The organism is Pseudomonas sp. A-RE-22, from assembly GCF_019956035.1.
GTDB lineage: Bacteria > Pseudomonadota > Gammaproteobacteria > Pseudomonadales > Pseudomonadaceae > Aquipseudomonas > Aquipseudomonas brassicacearum.
Genome location: NZ_JAHBCZ010000055.1, coordinates 192,180 through 214,533 on the forward strand (window position 1 = coordinate 192,180; position 22,354 = coordinate 214,533).

Consider the following 22,354-nt stretch of genomic DNA (forward strand, 5'->3'; position numbering starts at 1 on the left):
GACAGGACCATGCCAGAGCCCAGGCAAAGCCTCGACGCTGTAAGATTTTCGTACAACCTCAAATTTTTTTGCACCAAAACAGCACAGTGCGTCTACGCTCAGTGCACAAAGTATCCGTGATTTACTCACTGGGTAGGGTGAACCGGTAACGTTTTTGATTGTCTTGCCACGTTTGCTGGCGTCAAACACGAGAGCCGCACACGAGTCAACCCTATTTAAAACAAGGCCTTTGGAGCCCGGTTTCATGAGGTTTCACCGCGTCAATCGATAAAATGTGAAAAAAATGTAAACGAAAATCGGGTTTGAGCATGCTTGTTGCATTCATCCCCGCACTGTCCAAAGGTCCCGCCGGACGCGGGAACCTGCCGACATACAAAATTAAAGTGGCAAGGCTGCCCTCAGGAGCTTCAAGCGCAGTAATGACGGACTCTTTACACCGATGCCGGAAAAAGAAAACGACATTAAAGTTGTGAATACGGTTGCGTCGGGATAGCTGAAATACGACATGGATCGAGCCATTGGCGACATGGTCGTAAAGAAGCTGAAAGGTTGAATGGGCAAGTATCGCCAATAATGTCGTCGTGATATAAGTTTGCGCCGACACAAAAAGAAAGAGCCGCCCAGATAAAAAAACAGGTGGGACGGCAGTACTCTTCTAAAAACCAAAGGAGCAAATCACGATGCGCGTGATGAAGTGGAGCATGATCGCACTGGCTGTATCGGCCGGTACCTCGCAGTTCGCAATGGCGTCCTCCCAGGATGAATCCAAAGGTTTCCTTGAAGACCAGAGTCTGAAAGCCAAGACCCGTATGGAATACATGAACCGTGACTACAAGAATGGGGACAGCAACCCATCTTCTGGCACTAGCGGTTATCGTCAGGACACCGGTATCAGCGAGCTGATTACCTATGAATCCGGCTTTACCCAAGGCACCGTAGGCGTCGGCCTCGATGCAATGGTCATGGGTTCGGCCAAGCTGGACGGCGGTTCGGGTCGTCGTGGCAACGGTCTGTTTGCCAACGACAGCGACGGCAATCCGGAAAAAACCCAGTCCAAGGCAGGCGCAGCTATCAAGTTCCGTCTCTCCGACACCACTCTGAAATACGGCCAGCAATTCGTTGCCAGCCCTGTCTTTGCAACCGATGACAGCCGTCTGATCCCTGAAGTGGCTACCGGTACCCTGGTCACTTCCAAAGAGATCAAAGGCCTGGAGCTGAGCGCAGGTCGCTTCACGTCCCTGAGCAAACAAACCGGGATGGGCCGTGACAGCATCGGCGGTCTGCCTGATGAAAATGGTAACGGCGGTAAAGGCCTGACCAACATCAACATCTTCGGCGCCAGCTACGCCTTCACCGATAACTTTACCGGTGCTTTGGCTGCATCCGATGCTGACGACTACTTCAAGAAGTACTACGTCAACCTGAACTACACCCTGCCGATCAACGACGAACAGTCGCTGAACTTCGACTTCAACGGCTACAAAACCAAAGGCGAGAGCCGCGGCGATCTGGTTGATGCCATCGGCGACGGTACCCGAGGCGTTGATAACAACCTGTGGTCCCTGGCTGCTGCCTATAGCATCGGCGCTCACAAGTTCACCATCGCTCACCAGCGCTCCAGTGGCGACAACGCTTACTACTATGGCGTTGACGGCAACGGCACCATCTTCGTATCCAACTCCATTCAGATCTCCGACTTCGTGGGCCGCGACGAGCGTTCCTGGCAGGCTCGCTACGACCTGAACATGAAAACCTATGGTGTACCGGGCCTGAGCTTCATGACCCGTTACGTAATGGGTGACAACATCAGCACCAACGGCCTGGGCGAAGGCAAAGAAAACGAGTGGAACGTTGAATCCAAGTACGTTCTGCAAGAAGGCCCAGCCAAAGATCTGTCGTTCCGCGTGCGTTTCGCCAACTACCGTTCGAACGGCGCTTACAGCGGCTACTCGGGTGACGTGTATGACACTCGCGTAATCGTCGAATACCCACTGAGCATCTTGTAATTCAGTGCTAATTCGATAGCTGCACCCGCAACAAAAAAAAACCGCTCACCTGATCCAGGTGAGCGGTTTTTTTATTCCGACTGCATTCAGTCTTTATACAACTTCTTAATTAGCAAGCTAACTAAATATAACCTGACCCCAGCGCCAGGTTATAGTCGAATCATTATTGCGCTGGCCCTTCCTGAACGACCCGAATCACTCGCTGTGGAAACGGAATATCAATACCCGCGTCCTTCAAGCGATCCCGCGCCTGTTCATTGAGCATGAACATCACGTTCCAATAATCCGCCGTCTTGACCCAAATGCGCAGCGACACCGTGATGGAACTGTCGCCCAAGGTGGAAATCACCGCTTCAGGCGCTGGATCAGCCAGCACGCGCTCATCCTTGGCCAACGCCAACAACACTTCCCGGGCTTTTTGCAGGTCAGCCTGATAATCCACGCCTACATCGAACACGACCTTGCGGGTCGGCTGGCGATTGGTATTGGTGATGATGCCGTTCGACAGATTGCCGTTTGGCACGATGACAGTCTTGTTGTCACCGGTGCGAATCACGGTGTGGAAGATCTGGATGCTGTCGACCGTACCGGCCACACCCTGGGCTTCGATCCAGTCACCAATGCGGAACGGGCGGAACAGCAGGATCAGCACGCCACCGGCGAAGTTCGCCAGGCTGCCTTGCAAGGCCAGGCCAATCGCCAGGCCGGCGGCACCGATGGCGGCGACGAATGAGGTGGTTTCCACGCCGATCATCGAAGCGACGCTGACGATCAGCAATATCTTCAGGATGATGTTGGCCAGGGTACTGATAAACCCTTGCAGCGCCAGGTCGGCGTTACGCAAGGCCAGCAACGCGCCGAGTTTCTGCGTCACTTTGTTGATCAACCACCAGCCGATGGCCAGGGTGATGACGGCCAGCAACACGCGGCTGCCATATTCCATGATCATGGGGATCCAGGTCTGGGAAGCCTTGACCAGGTTGTCCACTTCAGCATTCAAATCCATCTTTCTCTCCTATTCCTGTTGCACGCAGCATTTTGTGGCGAGGGGATAAATCCCCTCGCCACAATGTTTAATACAACCCAGTATCAGTCGCGGAAGTTGTTGAATTGCAGCGGCATGCCGAATTCCTTGCCGCGCAGTGCCGCAATGGCTTCCTGCAAGTCGTCACGTTTTTTGCCGGTGACCCGCACCTGCTCGCCCTGGATGGCGGCTTGCACCTTGAGCTTGGCGTCCTTGATATGAGCGACGATCTTCTTCGCCAGCTCCTTGTCGATGCCTTCCTTGAGCACGGCTTCCTGTTTCATCAGCTTGCCCGAGGCATAGGCGTCCTTGACCTCAAGGCACTGCACGTCGATCTTGCGCTTGACCAGCGCCAGCTTGAGGATCTCGATCATCGCCTCGAGCTGGAAATCGGCCTCGGCGGTCAGGTTCACGGTCAGGTCTTTTTCCTTGAACTCGAAACTGCCCTTGCCCTTGAGGTCATAACGACGGTCGAGTTCCTTGACGGCGTTTTCAACCGCGTTGGTGACTTCGTGTTTGTCCAGTTCGGATACCACGTCGAATGACGGCATGTAGTGTTCTCCAAATAAAAAGGCGCGCCAGTATCAACGGCGCGCGCTTGGCTTATGGTTAAAATCGGGCTCATTATAACGGCTCTTTTCCTGCCGACACGGCGAGCCCTCAGATGCCTGCGCCAATCCGAGTAAAAAACTGATGTCTACCACCTGGCATGTCCTGGGGGCCGGCAGTCTCGGCACATTGTGGGCCACGCGCCTGGCCCGGGCCGGGTTGCCGGTGCGGCTGGTGCTGCGCAACGAAGCCCGCCTGCAGGCCTACCGAAGCGTCGGCGGCCTGACGTTGGTGGAACAGGGACAGGCGCAGAGCTACCCGATACCTGGCGAAACGGCGGACAGCCCGGAACCGATCAGGCGCCTGCTATTGGCCTGCAAAGCCTACGACGCGGAAGCGGCCGTGGCCTCGGTGGCCCATCGCCTGGACGCCGAATCAGAACTGATCCTGTTGCAGAACGGCCTCGGCAGCCAGGACGCGGTGGCCAATTGCGTACCCCAAGCCCGTTGCATCAGCGCCTCCAGCACCGAAGGCGCGTTCCGCGACGGTGACTGGCGCGTGGTGTTCGCCGGCCACGGCTACACCTGGCTGGGCGATCCTGCTCACCCAGTGGCGCCGTTCTGGCTCGACGACCTGGCCGCCGCCGGCATTCCCCACGAATGGAGCGCCGACATCCTCACCCGGCTCTGGCGCAAGCTGGCGCTCAACTGCGCAATCAACCCGCTGACCGTGCTGCACCACTGCAAGAACGGCGGCTTGCAGGAACACCGCTGCGAAGTGGCGACCCTGTGCGCAGAGCTCACCGACCTGCTCGAACGTTGTGGCCAGCCCGCGGCGGCCGAAGATTTGCAACCGGAAGTCGAACGAGTGATCCAGGCCACGGCCGCCAATTACTCCTCGATGTACCAGGATGTCGCCAATCGGCGCCGCACCGAAATCAGCTACTTGCTCGGTTACGCCTGCAAGGTCGCCCAACGCCATGAACTGACCGTGCCGCACCTGGAACAACTGCGGCAGCGACTGATTGCCCACTTGCACAACCTCGGATTGCCCAGCGACTGAGCAGCGGCTACGCTGGCCCTCGTATTCCCTTTTAGCGACGAGTCTGATGCCATTGCGCCAGCGCCTTGAAAACCTCCCGGTCGGCCAGAAACTGCTGGCCGCCCTGTTGGTGTTGTTGACCACTGTCCTGCTGGTGGCCAACCTGACCTTTATCAGCGCCGCCTACTACATTTCCCAGGAAAGCATGGCACCCCAGGCCCTGCAGACCATTGGCCGGCTGGTGGCCAATCCAAGCCTGATCTCCGACGCCCTGCAGTCGCCACAAAGCGCCCAACGCTTGCTCGACGAGCTCAACAGCTACGCACCGCTGAGGGCGGCGGCACTGTACGACGGCCAGGGCGAACGCCTGGCGCAGCTGCAACATGCCGAAAAACTCAAGCTGCCGGACCATTACCGCAATATGCAGGCTTGGCAGGCCGGTGAATTCCGCAGCAACCAGGTCATTACCCTGCCCCGTCCCGGCACGCTGCCCGGTCATCTGTTGCTGGTAGCCAGCAGCGAATTGCCGACCGCGTTCTACACCGGCACCCTGACCGCCAGCCTCGGCATCCTGATTTTCAGCGTGTTGCTGTGGCTGATCATTGCCCAGCAGATCAAGCGCCTGATCACCCAGCCGATTCATCAACTCGAAGAACTGTCACGCCAGGTCACCCGCGAAGAGAACTACGCCCTGCGTGCCGCACGCGGCAACCACGATGAGATCGGCAGCCTGGCCGAGGCGTTCAACACCATGTTGTCGCGGATCGAAGCCCGGGAGCAGCAACTCAAGCGCGCGCGGGACGACTCCCAGGCCGCCTACGACCAGGCCCAGGGTTTGGCGGAAGAAACCCGTCATACCAATCGCAAGCTGGAGCTGGAAGTCCAGGTGCGCAGCAAGATCGAGAAAAAGCTCACCGGTTTCCAGAATTACCTCAACAGCATCATCGACTCGATGCCGTCGGCGCTGATCGCCCTCGACGAGCAACTCTACGTCACCCAATGGAACCAGGAAGCCAGCGCCCTCTCCGGCACACGGCTGGACGAGGCGCTGAACCAGCCGATTTTCCTCGCCTTCGAACCGCTCAAACCCTACCTGCCGCAGCTCAAGCAGACCGTCGAGCAACACACGGTGGCCAAGATCGAACGCGTCACCTGGACCAAGGACGACGAAGCCCGGCACTACGCCCTCACCTTCTACCCACTGATGGGTGGAGCCGGGCGTGGCGTGGTCATCCGGATCGATGACATCACCCAGCGCCTGTCGCTGGAAGAAATGATGGTGCAATCGGAGAAAATGCTCTCGGTCGGCGGCCTCGCGGCGGGCATGGCCCATGAAATCAACAACCCGTTGGGGGCGATCCTGCACAACGTGCAGAACATCCGCCGCCGCCTGTCGCCGGAGCTGCCCAAGAACCTCGAACAGGCCCAGCTGCTGGGTATCCCGTTAGAGGAGGTCAATCGTTATCTCCAGGGTCGGGAGATCCCGCAGTTGCTCGACGGTATCCAGCAAGCCGGCGCCCGGGCGGCAAAAATCGTCACCCACATGCTCAGTTTCAGTCGTCGCAGTACCCGGCAAATGGCGCCTTGCGACCTGCCCGCGCTGATCGACCAGGCAGTGGAAATCGCCGGCAACGACTTCGACCTGGCAATCGGTTTCGACTTCAAGGGCCAGGCGATCACCCGTCAGTTCGATCCGAACCTGGGCCCAGTGCCCGGCACGGCCAACGAGCTGGAACAGGTGCTGCTCAACCTGCTGAAAAACGCCGCCCAGGCGATCCATCAACGCCAGGACGACAGCGAACCGGGGCGCATCATCCTGCGCACGCGGTTGAATCCACCGTGGGCGGAAATCCAGGTCGAGGACAATGGCATCGGCATGAGCGAGAACGTGCGCAAACGTACCTTCGAACCTTTCTTCACCACCAAGGAGATCGGCCAGGGCACGGGCCTCGGGCTGTCGGTCTCGTATTTCATCATCACCAACAACCACAAGGGCCAGATGGAAGTGCAGTCGGCGCCGGGTCAAGGCACCTGCTTCACCTTGCGCCTGCCCCTGGCGGGCACTTCGATGGTGCCGCAGGAAAACAGACAACTGGAGCGCTGAGCATGGGTTTTCGCCTGTCGAAGATTTACACCCGCACCGGCGACAAAGGTGAAACCGGGTTGGGCGATGGTCGCCGCGTGGCAAAGGACCACCCACGGGTCGAGGCCATCGGCGAAGTGGATACACTGAATAGCCAGCTGGGGTTGTTGCTGGCCGGGCTCGCCACTGAAACGACCCGACATCCGGGGCTGAAGGAGGTCAGTGACGTGCTGGCGACTTGTCAGCACCGTCTGTTCGACCTCGGCGGGGAACTGGCGATGCCGGCTTATCAGGCCTTGAACGTGGCGGAAATCGAGCGACTGGAAGCGGCGATCGATGGGTGGAACGAGGAGTTGGGCCCCCTGGAAAACTTCATCCTGCCCGGTGGCTCGGCGCTGGTGGCTCAGGCCCACGTCTGCCGCAGCCTGGCCCGCAGCGCCGAACGGCGTTGCCAGCAATTGAACGCGGTGGAACCGCTGGCCGGGCCGGGGCTGGCCTATATCAATCGGTTATCGGATCTGCTGTTCGTGGCCGCTCGGGTCATTGCCCGGCGGCAAGGGGTAGCGGAGGTGCTTTGGGTGGCGGCGGCCAAGCCTGAGGGCTGATCACCTGCATGATCGTTCCCCACGCTCTGCGTGGGAACGCAGCCCGGGACGCTCCGCGTCCCTCCAGAGCCGAACGCGGAGCGTCCGTTGAGGCATTCCCACGCGGAGTGTGGGAACGATCAGTTCACTGCAGCTTCAAGCCTCTGGCCAAAACGCCCGAATCCCCGCCACACCCTGCGCCCCGGCCTCCCAGGCTTTTTGCCGCTCGCCAGGCCCGACCCCACCCAACAGATAAACCGGCCTGTTGAAGCCCTCGATCAAGCGTGCGGCCTCGGCCCACCCCAACGGCTGTGCGTCAGGGTGGGTCTGGGTCGGCTGCACCGGCGAGAGCGTCACGAAGTCCACGTCCATCTGCTGCGCCAGGGACAGTTCCTCGGCGCTATGGCAGGAGGCCGCCAGCCAGCGGTCCTTGCCAAACGGTCGACCGGCCGCTGCATGCTTGCGCAACTGCGCGGCGGTAATGTGCCAGCCGGCGGAAGGAAAATCTCCCAGCCATTCGAACGGCCCCTTGAGCATCAGCTGGGCCTTGCCGGCACACAGCCCCGCCGCATCCACCGCCAGATCGCGGTATTTCGGGTCGTAACCACCGGGGGCACGTAGCTGGACCAACTTGATCCCGCCGGCAATCGCCTTCTGCATGCCGCGCAGCAAGGCCGGCGTCTCAAGGCCGTCAGGCGTGATCAGGTACTGACCCGGCAAACGGGCCGCCGCGACGATCGGCTGATTGGCCGCCGGGAACTCATAGTTCGTCAGGTCGCGGGCCGTCACCCAGGCCAACGGCTGCCCTTCGGCGCCGTGGGGCTCGCCGGTGAACGCCGAGACTTCCCAGACATCCAGCAACACCTGTTTGTCCGGGTAGTCGTGACGCACCTTGATCAACGGCCGGGCGGCATCGACGACAATACCCAGCTCTTCATGAAGTTCGCGGGCCAGGGCGGTTTCGACGGATTCATCGGCCTCGACCTTGCCACCGGGGAACTCCCACAGGCCACCCTGGTGCTGGGTGTCGGCCCGTCGGGCGATCAGGATTTTACCGGCGGCATCGCGAATGACCGCTGCCGCCACATGGACTCGTTTCACCGCGCAGTGTCCTCCAGGCCAGCTTGTTGCCACGCCTTGAACGCCGGCCATTGATAAAGGGTTTCGACGTAGGCCTCATCGACCTCCGACAGTTTCACCTGATAAGTGCGCAAGCGCACGGCAACAGGGGCAAAAAACGCATCGACCAGGCTCACGCGGCCAAACAGGTAGGGACCGGTTTCGGTCGCCGCGGCACGGCATTCGGCCCACAGCGCCAGCATCCGCTCGATTTCCGCCTGGACGTCAGCCGGCATGGGCGACAGCGGTGCATCGTGCAGCAGGTCAAAGGGCATGTTGCTGCGGACGGCGAAGAAACCGCTGTGCATTTGTGCACAGGCCGACCGCGCCTGGGCCCGGGCGGCCACATCCTTTGGCCAGAGGCCGGCATCCGGGAACTGTTCAGCCAGGTATTCGGCAATCGCCAGGGAATCGGCGATCACGCCGAACTCGGTCTTGAGCAACGGGACCTTGGCCGTGGCCGAATACTTGAGCAGCTTCTCGCGGGTGTCGGGTTGGTCGAGCCTGACCAGCTCTTCGGTGTACTTTGCGCCGGTCAGCGCCAGGGCCAACGCGCCGCGCAGGGACCAGGAAGATAGATCTTTGTCGCCGATGATCAGGTGCAGGCTCATGTCTGGATTCCTTTCTTGTGGTTCTGAGGGTGTCTGTTCTGACGCCATCGCGAGCAAGCTCGCTCCCACAGTGGATTTGTGTTGAGACCACTATCGATGCCACTCAACAAATCCCTGTGGGAGCGAGCTTGCTCGCGATTGGAGCAGCTCGGTCCCGGGCCTGTTAAGTCCGGTACTCAGCGTTGATCTTGACGTACTCGTGGGACAGGTCGGTGGTCCAGATCGTTTCGCTGCAATCCCCACGTCCCAGCTCGATACGGATGGTGATTTCTTCCTGCTGCATCACAGCCGCGCCCTGGGCTTCGGTGTAGGTCGCAGCGCGAGCGCCTTGGCTGGCGATGCAGACTTCACCGAGGAACACGTCGATCTTGCTCACGTCCAGCTCAGGCACGCCGGCACGGCCAACGGCAGCGAGGATCCGGCCCCAGTTCGGGTCGGAGGCGAACAGCGCGGTCTTGATCAGCGGCGAGTGGGCCACGGTGTAGCCGACATCCAGGCATTCCTGATGATTGCCACCGCCATTGACCTGCACGGTCACGAACTTGGTCGCACCTTCGCCGTCACGGACGATGGCCTGGGCCACTTCCATGCACACTTCGAACACCGCCTGCTTCAGGGCCGCGAACAGCGGGCCGCTGGCTTCGGTGATTTCCGGCAGGCTGGCCTTGCCGGTGGCGATCAGCATGCAGCAGTCGTTGGTGGAGGTATCACCGTCGATGGTGATGCGGTTGAACGATTTGTTGGCACCGTCAAGCATCAGGTCTTGCAGCACCTGGCGCGAGACTTTGGCGTCGGTGGCGATGTAGCCGAGCATGGTCGCCATGTTCGGGCGGATCATACCGGCGCCTTTGCTGATACCGGTGACGGTGATGATCACGCCATCATGCTCGAACTGGCGGCTCGCGCCCTTGGGCAAGGTGTCGGTGGTCATGATGCCGGTGGCTGCTGCTGCCCAGTTGTTTTCCGACAGATCATCGAGAGCGGCTTGCAACGCGCCTTCGATCTTCTCGACCGGCAACGGCTCGCCGATCACGCCGGTGGAATACGGCAGCACCTGGCTGGCATCGACACCGGTCAGTTGCGCCAACTTGGCGCAGGTGCGCTCGGCAGCGGCCAGGCCTGGCGCGCCGGTGCCGGCGTTGGCGTTACCGGTGTTGGTCAGCAGGTAACGCACCGGCCCCTGCACGCGCTGCTTGGCCAGGATGACCGGCGCGGCGCAAAAGGCATTGAGGGTGAACACGCCAGCGACCGTCGAGCCTTCGGCGCAACGCATGACCACGACGTCCTTGCGCCCGGGGCGCTTGATGCCCGCCGAGGCAATACCGAGTTCAAAACCGGCAACCGGGTGCAACGTTGGCAACGGACCAAGACCAACAGCCATGAATGCGCTCCTTAAATGAGATGTATATCGACACCGTCTCCATCGGGACGGTAGATCAAATGGCAAAACGCCGCGACGGCTGGAAGCCGGTCGCGGCGCGGGTCGTTCAGCGTTGAAACGGGATTATTGGATCTGCCCGTGGCAATGCTTGTATTTCTTGCCCGAACCGCAATAGCACAGTTCGTTACGGCCCAGCTTCTGCTCGTTGCGCACCGGTGCGGTCGCCAAGGCGACATCCACATCGACGCCCTCTTCGGCGACCACTTCCAGGCCCGGGGCTTCGGCGTGTTCGAACTGCATGCGCGCAGCCAGGGCTTCGGCTTCCTGGCGCAAGCGGGCTTCTTCTTCGGCCGGGTCTTCGCGGCGAACCTGAACGTGGGACAGCACACGGATCGAGTCGCGCTTGATCGAGTCGAGCAACTCGGAGAACAGCGTGTAGGACTCGCGCTTGTACTCCTGCTTCGGGTTCTTCTGGGCGTAACCACGCAAATGGATACCGTGACGCAGGTGGTCCATGGTCGACAGGTGGTCTTTCCACAAGTCGTCCAGTACCCGCAGCACAATCTGCTTCTCGAAGGAACGCAGCGCCTCGGCGCCCGCCTGGTCTTCCTTCTCGTTGTAGGCGGCGATCAGTTCGGCCAGCAGTTTCTCGCGCAGGGTTTCTTCATACAGGTGATCGTCTTCGTCGAGCCATTGCTGGATCGGCAATGCCACGCCGAAGTCGCTCTGCAGGGCGGCTTCCAGGCCGGCGACGTCCCACTGCTCCGGCAGCGACTGCGGCGGGATGTGGGCGCTGACGGTTGCGTTGAGCACGTCCTGGCGGAAATCGGCGATGGTTTCGCCAATGTTGTCGGCGGCCAACAAACTGTTACGCATGTGATAGATCACTTTACGCTGTTCGTTGTTGACGTCATCGAACTCGAGCAATTGCTTGCGGATATCGAAGTTGCGACCTTCGACCTTGCGCTGGGCCTTCTCGATGGCGTTGGTCACCATGCGGTGCTCGATCGCCTCGCCCGGTTGCATGCCCAGGGCCTTCATGAAGTTCTTCACCCGGTCAGAGGCGAAGATGCGCATCAGGCTGTCTTCCAGGGACAGGTAGAAACGGCTGGAACCGGCGTCACCCTGGCGACCGGCACGGCCACGCAGCTGGTTGTCGATACGACGCGACTCGTGACGCTCGGAAGCGATCACCTGCAAACCGCCGGACTCCAGCACCTGCTGGTGACGTTTCTGCCAGTCGGCCTTGATCTGCGCGATCTGCTCTGGGGTCGGGCTTTCCAGGCTGGCGACTTCCACTTCCCAGTTGCCGCCCAAGAGAATGTCGGTACCACGGCCAGCCATGTTGGTGGCGATGGTCAGCGCACCCGGGCGACCGGCCTGGGCGATGATCTCGGCTTCCTTCTCGTGGAACTTGGCGTTGAGGACCTTGTGCTCGATGCCTTCCTTGTTGAGCAGGGCGGACATGTGCTCGGAAGTCTCGATGGTGGCGGTACCCACCAGGATCGGACGGCCCTGGGCCATGCCGTCCTTGATGTCGTTGATGATCGCCGCGTACTTCTCTTCGGCGGTCAGGAACACCAGGTCGTTGTAGTCTTTACGGGCCAGCGGCTTGTTCGGCGGAATCACCACCACTTGCAGGCCGTAGATCTGGTGGAACTCGAACGCTTCGGTATCAGCGGTACCGGTCATGCCGGACAGCTTGTTGTACAGGCGGAAGTAGTTCTGGAAGGTGGTCGAGGCCAGGGTCTGGCTCTCGGCCTGGATATTCAGGCCTTCCTTCGCTTCGATGGCCTGGTGCAGGCCTTCGGACAGGCGACGACCCGGCATGGTACGGCCGGTGTGTTCGTCCACCAGTACGACCTGGCCGTCCTGCACGATGTATTCGACGTTGCGATGGAACAGCTTGTGCGCACGCAGGCCAGCATAAACGTGGGTCAGCAGGCCCAGGTTGTGGGCCGAGTACAGGCTCTCGCCTTCGGCCAGCAAACCAACACGGGTGAGCATTTCCTCGACGAACTGGTGACCCGCTTCGTTGAGCTCGACCTGACGGGTCTTCTCGTCAACGGTGTAGTGCCCGGCCTGGGTCACTTCGCCTTCGACTTCCTCGACGTGCAACTTGAGCTGCGGGATCAGCTTGTTGATCTCGATGTACAGCTTGGAGCTGTCCTCGGCCTGACCGGAAATGATCAGCGGGGTACGGGCTTCGTCGATGAGGATGGAGTCGACTTCGTCGATCACGGCAAAATTGAGTTCACGCTGGAATTTTTCTTCCATGCTGAACGCCATGTTGTCGCGCAGGTAGTCGAACCCGAATTCGTTGTTGGTGCCGTAGGTGATGTCGGCGGCGTAGGCGGCGCGCTTCTCTTCCGGCGGCTGGAACGGCGTGACGACGCCGACAGTCAGGCCGAGGAACTCGTAGAGCGGGCGCATCCAGTTGGCGTCGCGGCGGGCCAGGTAGTCGTTGACCGTCACTACGTGCACGCCCTTGCCGGACAGCGCGTTGAGGTACACACCCAAGGTCGCCACGAGGGTCTTGCCCTCACCGGTACGCATTTCGGCGATCTTGCCTTCGTGCAAGGTCATGCCGCCGATCAACTGAACGTCGAAGTGGCGCATGCCCATGATCCGCTTGCCGGCTTCACGGGCGACCGCAAAGGCTTCAGGCAGGAGCTGGTCAAGGGTTTCCCCCTTGGCGATGCGGTCCTTGAATTCGGCAGTCTTGGCGCGTAACTGATCGTCCGAAAGGGCCACCATTTGCTCTTCGAAGGCATTGACAGTCTGTACCGTCTTGAGCATGCGCTTGACTTCACGCTCGTTCTTGCTTCCAAAAAGTTTCTTTAACAAAGGCGCAAACATATCGGCAGGATCTTCCACACTAAAGGGATGGAGGGCGGCCCCGTGAGTCGCCCGTGCAGCCCTCATGGCCGCATGCGAACGAGCATTCTACCCGGAAACGATGGAGAGGAAAGTGGCGTTATTCCACGATGCTGGCACAGCGCTGTGACGGGGCTTGCATAAAATAAGGGCTTTTGCGCGAACTTCAACCCACCCAGCGCAGAAGTTAATCATTGATTGTGCAGCCAAAAGCCGCTGGGCGAGAGGGTCGAGGCGCATCCGGCGCTTTCTGCTACCATGGTGCCTCTGTCACTTGCGGTATTCATTCATGGCCTTTCGCCCTCTTCCAGCCAAGGCACCCGCCGTTCTGCTGCGCGAAGCCAAGCCGCTGAAAGCCATCTTTGGCCACGCCAAACGCCTGGGCCACTTGCAACGCCTGCTCGACAGCCAGTTGCAACCGGCCGCGCGCGAGCATTGCCACGTGGCCTCCTGGCGCGAAGGCAGCTTGCTGCTGATCGTCACCGACGGCCACTGGGCCACGCGCCTGCGCTACCAGCAAAAACGCCTGCTGCGCCAACTCCAGGCGTTCGAAGAATTCGCCAACCTGACGCGAATCCTGTTCAAGGTGCAACCGCCCACCGTCCAGGTCGGCGCCAAGGGGCACACGCTGGATTTGTCCACCGACGCCGCCGCGACCATTCAGGCCACGGCGGATGGCATCACCGACCCCAACCTGCGGGCGGCGCTGGAGCGGTTGGCGGCGCATGCGCGGCCAAAGGATTGAGACTTTCGGCGCCGGTTGGATAGCTATCGCGAGCAAGCTCGCTCCCACAGGGGATCTGCGGCGGACACCTATTTCGTGTACGACGCCAATCCTTGTGGGAGCGAGCCTGCTCGCGAAGGCGGCGACTCGGCCCTGACTACCGGCGCTTGCTGCCACCGAGCAACGACCCCATCAACCCACGCACCAATTGCCGGCCCAACTGATTGGCCGCCTGGCGCATGGCCGATTTCAATGCCTGGCCGGCCGCGGTGCCGAGAAACTCGCCGGCCTTTTCGGTGAAGCTCGGTTCTTCCGCCGTCGGCTTGCCCGGCGCCTCTTCGGCCTGCGGTTCCAGCCCTTTGCGGCCCATCAGCACTTCATAGGCCGATTCGCGATCTATGGGTTTGTCATAGCGCCCTTGCAACGGCGAACTGGCGATCAACCCGGCGCGCTCGGCTTCGCTCAGCGGCCCGATGCGAGATTGCGGTGGCGCCACCAACACCCGCTGGACCACTTCCGGCGTACCTTTTTCCTGCAAGGTGCCCACCAGGGCTTCACCGATGCCCAGTTCGGTCAGCACCGCCAGGGCATCGAACTGCGGGTTGGGCCGGAAGCCGTCGGCCACCGCCCGCAGGGATTTCTGCTCCTTGGCAGTGAAGGCCCGCAACCCGTGCTGGATGCGCAAGCCCAACTGCGCCAGCACGTCGTCCGGCAAGTCGCCCGGCGACTGGGTCACGAAATACACCCCCACACCCTTGGAACGGATCAGCCGCACCACTTGCTCCAGGCGTTCCTGCAAGGCCTTGGGAGTGCCGGCAAAAAGCAAATGCGCCTCGTCGAAGAACAGCGCCAACAGCGGTTTGTCCGCATCGCCGCGCTCGGGCAACTGCTCGAACAGCTCGGCCAGCAGCCACAACAGGAACGTCGCGTAGACCTTCGGCGCCTCATGGACCAGACGGCTGGCGTCGAGCAAGTGAATGCGACCACGGCCATCACTGGCCGGTTGCAGGATGTCTTCGAGCTGCAACGCCGGCTCGCCGAACAACGCGTCCGCGCCCTGCTGTTCCAGGGTGGACAAACGTCGCAACAACGCCTGGCTGGAGCCGGTGGTCATCAGGGCCGCGTCGTCCCCCAGCAACTCGGGGTTGTCCTTGAGATGGTTGAGCAGCGCCTTCAGGTCCTTGAGGTCCAGCAGCAACAGCCCTTCGCGGTCGGCCACCTTGAACGCGGCGTAGAGCGCCGACTGCTGGCTGTCCGTCAGTTCCAGCAGACTGCCGATCAACAACGGGCCCATTTCACTCAAGGTGGTGCGCAGCGGATGACCGGACTGGCCGTGGATATCCCACAAGGTCACCGGATAAGCCTGGGGCTTGTGATTGAGCCAAGGCATGCCGGCGATGCGCTCGGCGATCTTGCCCTGGGGGTTGCCCGCCGCGCCGAGGCCGCACAGGTCACCCTTGATGTCCGCCGCGAACACCGCCACGCCGGCGTCGCTGAACATTTCGGCCAGGCGCTGCAAGGTGACGGTCTTGCCGGTACCGGTGGCGCCCGCCACCAGACCATGACGGTTCGCCAGGCGCATGGCCTGGGCGATGGGCTGGCCGCTAAGGTCGGCCCCGATAACGAGTTGCGATGAGTCAGGCATGTGGTCACCCGTGGTGTTTGCGATGTGACGCCATTTTGCACGCTTATATAAAAGCATGCCTGGCGCATTAAGCTCCTGGCGTCAGGAATAATAGCCTGCGAACCCGGACTGGCCCTATCGCGAGCAAGCTCGCTCCCACATGGGATCTGTGCCTCTCCTGTGGGAGCGAGCTTGCTCGCGATGAGGCCCTGTCAAACCCCACAACCCCACAACCCCACAACCCCAACCGAACATCTATTCTTACTAAAGGTCAACACAGGAGAACACTGACCGGAGGGACGTTCATCGTGCATATAGCGGACATAACCATGTTCTACGCCCCCGCCAGCGGAGGCGTGCGCACTTATCTGGATGCCAAGCATCGGCGCCTGGGCGATCGGCCCGGTATTCGCCACAGTCTGTTGATCCCCGGCGCGCATTTGAGCGAGCACGATGGGATCTACAAGGTTCCGGCCCCTGCACTGCCGTTCGGCAAGGGCTATCGCTTCCCCCTTCGCCTGGCCCCCTGGCGCAATGTCCTGCGCGATCTACAGCCCGATCTGATTGAAGTCGGCGATCCCTACCTCACGGCCTGGGCCGCGCTGGATGCCCGTCGCCAGCTCGACGTGCCCGTCATCGGTTTCTATCACTCCGACCTGCCACTGCTGGTCAGCAACCGCATGGGCAACTGGTTCACCCCCAACATCGAAGCTTATGTCAGCAAGTTGTACGGCAATTTCGACCGGGTCCTGGCGCCGAGCCAGGTCATGGCCGACAAACTGACCGGGTTGGGGGTCAAGAACGTCTACGTGCAACCGTTGGGCGTCGACCTGCAAACCTTCAACCCGGCCGCCCGTGACCCGGAGTTGCGCGCAGAGCTGGGCATCGCCGAAGACGCGCGCCTGCTGATTTTCGCTGGTCGCGGCTCCAAGGAAAAAAACCTGCCGGTGCTGCTCAAGTGCATGAAACGCCTGGGCGAGCGCTACCACCTGCTGTTGGTGGGCTCGTCGATGCCCGCCTTGGTGCCGGACAACGTCACGGTGATCGATGAATTCTGCCCGGCGCCGCAAGTCGCCCGGCTCATGGCCAGCGCCGATGCCCTGCTGCACGCCGGTGACCAGGAAACCTTCGGCCTGGTGATCCTCGAAGCCATGGCCAGTGGCATTCCCGTGGTGGCGGTGGCGGCCGGGGCCTTCACCGAAATCGTCGACGAAGACTGCGGCCTGCTGTGCATGCCCAACAACCCACAGGCCATGGCCAACGCCGTGCGCCAACTGTTTTCCGAAGGCTGTCAGCGCCGGGGGGTATTGGCACGCCGGCACGTGGAGCGTCATTACGCCTGGGATACCGTGGTCAACAGCTTGCTGGGGCACTACTACGCCGTGCTCGGCGAGCAGATGCCACTGCTGGCCAATGGTTGAGGCGAGGTCCGTGTCGATGAATCAATCGTCCAGTGTCCTGTTTCGCAAATACGTTTCTTTCTTGGCGAGTGGCTGTTGTCGTCAGGCAAGGCGCCGCGACGAGTCATAGCCCGCTATGGCGAGGAGCGGCAACGCAGCATGACGACAACAGACACCGTCAAAAAGGAACAGTATTTGTGATACAGGACACTAGCGTCCTCCTGGTGCTACACGACGTGGCACCGCAAACCTGGCCCGACTACCAGCCCTTCGTCGAAGCCGTTGATGCCCTCGGCCAGGTACCGATGACCTGGTTGGTGGTGCCGGACTTTCATCGCCACAATGCCTTGGAGGCTCATCCTGGCTTTCGGCGCCTGCTCGACAGCCGGGTCGAGCGCGGCGACGAACTGGTGTTGCATGGCTACTACCATTGCGACGACGGTCCTGTTGCCCGTCACCCCAAGGACTGGTTCATGCGCCGGGTCTATACCCACGAAGGTGAGTTCTACAACCTGTCCGAGGCCGCCGCCCTCGCCCGCCTGCGCGCCGGGATCGACACCTTTGAACGCTACCACTGGCCGCTGGAGGGTTTCGTCGCCCCCGCCTGGTTGATGAGCGAAGGCACGCGCCAGGCCTTGCGCCAGTTGCCGCTAAGCTACACCAGTGACACCCAACACCTTTATCGCCTGCCCGACTTCACTGCCATCGACGCGCCGGGGCTGGTCTGGAGTGCCCGCAGCGTCTGGCGCCGTGGCCTGTCGAAAGTCATCAGCGACCAACGCGAACAGCGCTGGCGCCAGGCCCCGGTGATTCGCCTGGGCCTGCACCCAGTGGACATGCGCCATACCTTTTCCCGGGACTATTGGCTGCGCACCCTCGAACGCCTGCTCAACGACGGTCGTGTACCCATGACCAAAGTCGGCTGGCTGGCGACCCAGGGGCTGCGGGTCAGCAGCGCCGCATGAAACGGCTGATCTGGCTGGGCGCCGCCCTGCTCACGGCGCTACTGGTGCCGCTGCTGGTCGGCGGCGGGGAAATGTGGTCACGGGTGCAGCGCTTTCCGTTGTCGCTACTGCTGGCCATGCTCGGCATGATCGTGCTGTGCTGGGGCTTGAACTCCGTGCGCTTGCGCCTGCTGCTGGGGGAACACCGTGGGCGCATCGGCGGGCTGAAAAGCATCGGCGTGGTGATGTCCACCGAGTTCGCCATGTGCGCGACGCCCGGTGGCAGTGGCGGCCCACTGACGCTGATGGCCCTGCTGGCGCGCAACGGCGTGCGCCCGGCCCATGGCAGCGCGGTGTTTGCCATGGATCAATTGAGCGACTTGCTGTTCTTCCTCTGCGCCTTGGTCGGCATTCTGTTTTACGCGCTGTTCCAGAATCTCAGCCAGCGCATGGAATGGATGTTGGCGTTAAGTGCGATTTCATTGTTTGGCGGGCTGTTTGGCTGCGTGTTGGTGGCCCGCTATCACCGCAGATTGATTCTGCTGGGCGCTCGACTGCTTCGCCACCTGCGCGTAAAAGCCGTTACCCGTCGACGCTGGGCGCGCAAGATCCTGAGCTTCCTGGCGGCGTTCACCGACACCTTAAAACTGCCAAAACAGACACTGTTCCAGGTCTTCGGCCTGACCTGCCTGCATTGGGCGCTGCGCTACAGCGTGTTGTACCTGGCGTTGAAGGGGCTGGGAGCGGATCTGCAGTGGGCCTGGAGTTTCCTGATCCAGATGCTGTCCTTGAGTGCGGGACAGTTCAGCCTGCTGCCGGGCGGTGCCGGGGCGGCCGAATTGACTTCGGCGGCGCTGCTGGCCCCCATGGTGGGCAAATCCACCGCAGCGGCGGCGATTCTGATCTGGCGGGCGGTGACCTATTACTTTTATCTAGTGGCCGGCGGGCCGGTGTTCTTCCTGATGGTCGGGCGACCGTTGCTCAAGAAACTGGTCAGGCTCAGACAGGCCTGACGCATCACGGCTTCTGTTCGGGCTCGTCCTGGGGATGCAGTTGCTCCCACAATTGCGCGGCATCGGGAAACTCAGTGCCGTCCTCCGGGCCCAACGCATCTGGGTCATAGCGGCTGAGGCAGCCCTCGCCCAGGGTCGCCGGCGCCTTGGAGGTGGCTTTGTCCAATGGATCGGTCATGGCGAACCTCATGAAAAAAGGGCCTGGCGATCGCTCCTCCAGGCCCTTTGCAGTGTAGTCAGAACACCACGGTCTTGTTGCCGTGCACCAGCACCCGGTCTTCCAGGTGATAACGCAGGCCCCTGGCCAACACCATCTTCTCTACGTCACGGCCGAAACGCACCATGTCTTCGATGCTGTCGCTGTGGCTGACGCGCACCACGTCCTGCTCGATGATCGGGCCGGCATCCAGCTCTTCGGTCACGTAGTGACAGGTGGCGCCAATCAGCTTCACACCGCGCATCGACGCCTGGTGGTACGGCTTGGCACCGACGAACGATGGCAGGAAGCTGTGGTGGATGTTGATGACCTTATGGGCGTATTCGCGGCACAAGGCCGGCGGCAGGATCTGCATGTAGCGGGCCAGCACCACCACCTCGGCATCATGCTGCTTGACCAGCCGCGAGACTTCGGCGAACGCCGGCTGCTTGTCCTGAGGGTTGACCGGCACATGGTAGTAAGGGATGCCGTGCCATTCCACCATGCTGCGCAAGTCGTCATGGTTGGAAATCACACAGGCGATGTCGCAATCGAGCTCATCGCTGTGCCAGCGGTGCAGCAGGTCAGCCAGGCAATGAGACTCGCGGCTGGCCATCAGCACCACGCGTTTTTTCTGCGCGGTGTCGGTGATACGCCAGTCCATCGAGAACTCTTCGGCAATGGGAGCGAATGCTTCACGAAAGGCTTCGATACCAAAGGGCAGCGAGTCGGCACGAATCTCGTGACGCATGAAAAACCAACCGCTTTGATTGTCCGAGTGATGGCTCGCTTCGGTGATCCAGCCGTTATGGGACGCCAGAAAGTTACTGACTTTAGCAACGATGCCGACGCGGTCCGGACAAGCAATCACCAGACGAAAAGTGCGCATTAGGGAAACTCCAGAACTTCGCAAAGGCGGCCATTCTAGCCATTGCGCGGCAAAACTGCAGTATCGATGACGCGCCGAATCATGGGCGACAGCCCAGGTCACAGCCTGCGAGGGTCGGGAAGGCGGATTATATGTGTGAACAGATGTGAAGACTCTGCCGCAGTATTTAACTGCAACAGGCGTTTTTGTGGCACAGCACTAATTAATTAAATAAAACACCGGTTAAATGTTTACTTGATGAAACTGTCTGATTACTATTGCCACACTGTCTCCTTGTCACCCGCGTCCTACATAAGGTAGTCCACATGTCCTTGATCAATGAATACCGTGCCACAGAAGAAGCCATCAAAGAACTGCAAGCTCGCCTGAAAAACCTGTCCCAAGACGACAAACTGCAAACCGAGCTTGAATTCGAAGGCAAACTGCGCACACTGATGGGCGAATACTCCAAGTCGCTGCGCGACATCATTGCCCTGCTGGATCCAGAAGCCAAGTCGAGCAAAGCCCCACGTGGCGCCGTCAAAACTACCGGCACCAAACGCGCTCGCAAAGTTAAGCAATACAAGAACCCGCACAACGGCGAAGTCATCGAAACCAAAGGTGGCAACCACAAGACTCTGAAAGAGTGGAAAGCCAAGTGGGGCGGTGACGTGGTTGAAGGCTGGGCAACCCTGCTGGGTTAAGCCTCACCGGTTCGCACCGTTCTTAGCGAACAAAAAACGCCAGCGATTGCTGGCGTTTTTTTGCCTGTCATCTTTTCACTTCATCACGGCTCAAGGCTTAAACGTTTGCGCAATTGCTGACTGTAACCCTGCCACTCCCTGAGTACTTCTTGCTGTACTGGTGTAGACAGGGCCATCCACTCCCTCATCGCCGCATCAAAACTTTCCAAGGTATTAGGCGCTCCCCATTCCGGGGATGACAGCCGTTGTTGACAGAAAAGTCTCCAACGCCCGTGCTCTTCGGGATTCAACGTGTCTGGAAAGTTGCGCGCGCGATATCGGAACAATAGTTCCGGCAAACGCTCATCATCAAAAGGCCAGCGTTCTTGGGTCAATTGCAGCGGATCCGCCATACGGACTTGTTCACATAAACGTCGATCGCGATCCCCCAGGAAGCCCGCGTATAACTGTTGCTCGGGATCCTCGCTGGCGGTGAAATCCTCCCGACCATAAATAGCCTGAAGTTTATCCTGCCAAACTTTCTGTGCGTCAGTTAGCCGCAATGCCCGTTGCTGATAGCCCTCCATGTCCAGTTCCAGTCGCTGCTGGTCCTCGGCACGCAGCACCGACAACGGCGCGATCACCGGGCATTTGTTGATATGGATAAGCTTGAGCGGCACCGGCAACTCACCTTCGAGCAGTTCTTCACGGCGGGTATACAAACGCTGGCGCAGGCTTTCGGCATCGTGGTCCAGCAGGCCCTGGGGGTCCAAGTGCAGGTCGCAGACGATCAGGGCGTTGCGGTTTTTCGGGTGCCAGGCCAGCGGCAAGACCACGCCGATGTAGTTGCGCGCCGCCGAGAAGCGACCGGAAATATGCACCATCGGCTGCAACAGGCGGATCTGGTCCATTACCTTCTGTTTGCTGCGCAACTGGAACAGCCAGTCGTAGAGCCGGGGTTGCTGCTGACGGATCAGCCGAGCCAGGGCAATGGTCGCGCGCACGTCCGACAACGCATCGTGGGCCTGGCCATGGTCGATGCCATTGGCGGCGGTCAGGCGCTCGAGCTTGAGGGTCACGCGACCGTCCTCTTGCGGCCAGACAATGCCTTGCGGGCGCAACGCATAGGCCGCGCGCACCAGGTCGATCAAATCCCAGCGACTATTGCCGCCCTGCCATTCCCGCGCGTACGGGTCGAAGAAATTTCGATAGAGGCTGTAGCGGGTCATTTCATCGTCGAAGCGCAGGGTGTTGTAGCCGGCGCCACAGGTACCGGGCGCGGCCAGTTGCCCGTGGACACGGGTCATGAAATCGGCTTCGCTCAAGCCTTTTTCGGCCAGGCATGTCGGGGTGATACCGGTAATCGCACAGGCCGCCGGATGAGGCAGGATGTCATCGCTGGGCCGGCAATACAGGTTCACCGGTTCGTCGATTTCATTGAGCTCGAAATCGGTACGGATACCCGCCACCTGCAAGGGTCGGTCGCAACGCGGGTTGATGCCGGTGGTTTCGTAGTCGTACCAGAAAATGGAAGTCACGGGCTGTTCCTGAACTGAAGACTGGCGAAGTCTAGGCGCTCGAACCCGCCTGCGACCAGCAGTCCTGTAACTTTTGAAGACTAATGCGC

The 22,354-nt window shown here is 60.6% G+C and carries 19 protein-coding genes; 9 read left to right on the top strand and 10 right to left on the bottom strand.

The genetic code is table 11. From position 1 onward, the window contains the following. Nucleotides 1-680: 680 nt before the first annotated feature. Complete coding sequence (locus tag KGA89_RS24360) at nucleotides 681-2,006, top strand: OprD family porin (protein ID WP_053163185.1); 1,326 nt, start codon at nucleotides 681-683, stop codon at nucleotides 2,004-2,006. A gap of 163 nt (nucleotides 2,007-2,169) precedes the next feature. Here the strand turns inward: KGA89_RS24360 and KGA89_RS24365 are convergent, their stop codons facing one another. Both KGA89_RS24365 and KGA89_RS24370 read right to left on the bottom strand, forming a co-directional pair. Beyond that, complete coding sequence (locus KGA89_RS24365) at nucleotides 2,170-3,012, bottom strand: mechanosensitive ion channel family protein (RefSeq protein WP_003205055.1); 843 nt, start codon at nucleotides 3,010-3,012, stop codon at nucleotides 2,170-2,172. 83 nt (nucleotides 3,013-3,095) lie between these two features. Then, nucleotides 3,096-3,581, bottom strand: a complete 486-nt coding sequence (locus KGA89_RS24370; RefSeq protein WP_003205057.1) for a YajQ family cyclic di-GMP-binding protein — start codon at nucleotides 3,579-3,581, stop codon at nucleotides 3,096-3,098. Nucleotides 3,582-3,723: 142 nt separating this feature from the next. Between KGA89_RS24370 and KGA89_RS24375 the strand changes: the two genes are divergently transcribed. The 3 genes from KGA89_RS24375 to KGA89_RS24385 are packed head-to-tail and all read left to right on the top strand — an operon-like array spanning nucleotide 3,724 to nucleotide 7,308. Next, nucleotides 3,724-4,641 (top strand): putative 2-dehydropantoate 2-reductase, encoded by a 918-nt coding sequence (locus tag KGA89_RS24375; RefSeq protein ID WP_223472713.1) that lies wholly within the window; start codon nucleotides 3,724-3,726, stop codon nucleotides 4,639-4,641. Nucleotides 4,642-4,687: 46 nt separating this feature from the next. Next, complete coding sequence (locus tag KGA89_RS24380) at nucleotides 4,688-6,724, top strand: HAMP domain-containing sensor histidine kinase (RefSeq protein WP_223472714.1); 2,037 nt, start codon at nucleotides 4,688-4,690, stop codon at nucleotides 6,722-6,724. A gap of 2 nt (nucleotides 6,725-6,726) precedes the next feature. After that, a complete protein-coding gene (locus KGA89_RS24385; protein WP_223472715.1) occupies nucleotides 6,727-7,308 on the top strand; it encodes a cob(I)yrinic acid a,c-diamide adenosyltransferase in 582 nt (193 codons plus the stop codon). Between the two features lie 135 nt (nucleotides 7,309-7,443). Here the strand turns inward: KGA89_RS24385 and KGA89_RS24390 are convergent, their stop codons facing one another. From KGA89_RS24390 to secA, 4 genes are all read right to left on the bottom strand, one after another. After that, nucleotides 7,444-8,388 (bottom strand): Nudix family hydrolase, encoded by a 945-nt coding sequence (locus tag KGA89_RS24390; RefSeq protein WP_003205066.1) that lies wholly within the window; start codon nucleotides 8,386-8,388, stop codon nucleotides 7,444-7,446. Then, a complete protein-coding gene (locus KGA89_RS24395) occupies nucleotides 8,385-9,017 on the bottom strand; it encodes a glutathione S-transferase family protein (protein WP_223472716.1) in 633 nt (210 codons plus the stop codon). Before KGA89_RS24395 ends, KGA89_RS24390 begins: the two co-directional genes overlap by 4 nt. 163 nt (nucleotides 9,018-9,180) lie before the next feature. Further along, a complete protein-coding gene (gene argJ / locus KGA89_RS24400) occupies nucleotides 9,181-10,398 on the bottom strand; it encodes a bifunctional glutamate N-acetyltransferase/amino-acid acetyltransferase ArgJ (RefSeq protein WP_003205069.1) in 1,218 nt (405 codons plus the stop codon). 123 nt (nucleotides 10,399-10,521) lie between these two features. Next, on the bottom strand, nucleotides 10,522-13,257 hold the full coding sequence (secA, locus tag KGA89_RS24405) for a preprotein translocase subunit SecA (protein ID WP_003205071.1): 2,736 nt from the start codon (nucleotides 13,255-13,257) through the stop codon (nucleotides 10,522-10,524). A gap of 307 nt (nucleotides 13,258-13,564) precedes the next feature. On the opposite strand from secA, the gene KGA89_RS24410 reads away from it, so the two are divergent. Beyond that, on the top strand, nucleotides 13,565-14,020 hold the full coding sequence (locus tag KGA89_RS24410; RefSeq protein WP_003205074.1) for a DUF721 domain-containing protein: 456 nt from the start codon (nucleotides 13,565-13,567) through the stop codon (nucleotides 14,018-14,020). A 136-nt stretch (nucleotides 14,021-14,156) separates the two neighbouring features. Here KGA89_RS24410 and KGA89_RS24415 read toward each other — a convergent pair whose 3' ends face one another. After that, complete coding sequence (locus KGA89_RS24415) at nucleotides 14,157-15,644, bottom strand: helicase HerA-like domain-containing protein (protein ID WP_003205079.1); 1,488 nt, start codon at nucleotides 15,642-15,644, stop codon at nucleotides 14,157-14,159. A gap of 308 nt (nucleotides 15,645-15,952) precedes the next feature. On the opposite strand from KGA89_RS24415, the gene KGA89_RS24420 reads away from it, so the two are divergent. The 3 genes from KGA89_RS24420 to KGA89_RS24430 all read left to right on the top strand — a co-directional run bounded on the left by KGA89_RS24420 (nucleotide 15,953) and on the right by KGA89_RS24430 (nucleotide 18,980). After that, on the top strand, nucleotides 15,953-17,044 hold the full coding sequence (locus KGA89_RS24420; RefSeq protein ID WP_003205082.1) for a glycosyltransferase family 4 protein: 1,092 nt from the start codon (nucleotides 15,953-15,955) through the stop codon (nucleotides 17,042-17,044). 179 nt (nucleotides 17,045-17,223) lie between these two features. Continuing rightward, complete coding sequence (locus KGA89_RS24425) at nucleotides 17,224-17,988, top strand: DUF2334 domain-containing protein (RefSeq protein ID WP_223472728.1); 765 nt, start codon at nucleotides 17,224-17,226, stop codon at nucleotides 17,986-17,988. Continuing rightward, complete coding sequence (locus KGA89_RS24430) at nucleotides 17,985-18,980, top strand: lysylphosphatidylglycerol synthase transmembrane domain-containing protein (RefSeq protein WP_003205085.1); 996 nt, start codon at nucleotides 17,985-17,987, stop codon at nucleotides 18,978-18,980. The genes KGA89_RS24425 and KGA89_RS24430 overlap by 4 nt, the downstream gene beginning before the upstream one ends. A 4-nt stretch (nucleotides 18,981-18,984) precedes the next feature. On the opposite strand, the gene KGA89_RS24435 is transcribed toward KGA89_RS24430, so the two are convergent. Together KGA89_RS24435 and purU are read right to left on the bottom strand one after the other, a co-directional pair. Continuing rightward, nucleotides 18,985-19,158: a hypothetical protein gene (locus tag KGA89_RS24435; RefSeq protein WP_003205087.1), complete on the bottom strand. Its 174-nt coding sequence runs from the start codon at nucleotides 19,156-19,158 to the stop codon at nucleotides 18,985-18,987. Between the two features lie 58 nt (nucleotides 19,159-19,216). After that, nucleotides 19,217-20,065: a formyltetrahydrofolate deformylase gene (purU, locus tag KGA89_RS24440; protein WP_003205089.1), complete on the bottom strand. Its 849-nt coding sequence runs from the start codon at nucleotides 20,063-20,065 to the stop codon at nucleotides 19,217-19,219. A gap of 305 nt (nucleotides 20,066-20,370) precedes the next feature. On the opposite strand from purU, the gene mvaT reads away from it, so the two are divergent. After that, the gene (mvaT, locus tag KGA89_RS24445) at nucleotides 20,371-20,748 is read left to right on the top strand and encodes a histone-like nucleoid-structuring protein MvaT (RefSeq protein ID WP_003205091.1); all 378 of its coding nucleotides are present in this window, start codon (nucleotides 20,371-20,373) and stop codon (nucleotides 20,746-20,748) included. 83 nt (nucleotides 20,749-20,831) lie between these two features. Here the strand turns inward: mvaT and sbcB are convergent, their stop codons facing one another. Continuing rightward, nucleotides 20,832-22,265, bottom strand: coding sequence for an exodeoxyribonuclease I (sbcB, locus tag KGA89_RS24450; RefSeq protein WP_013694117.1), 1,434 nt, complete (start codon nucleotides 22,263-22,265; stop codon nucleotides 20,832-20,834). Nucleotides 22,266-22,354: the final 89 nt, after the last annotated feature.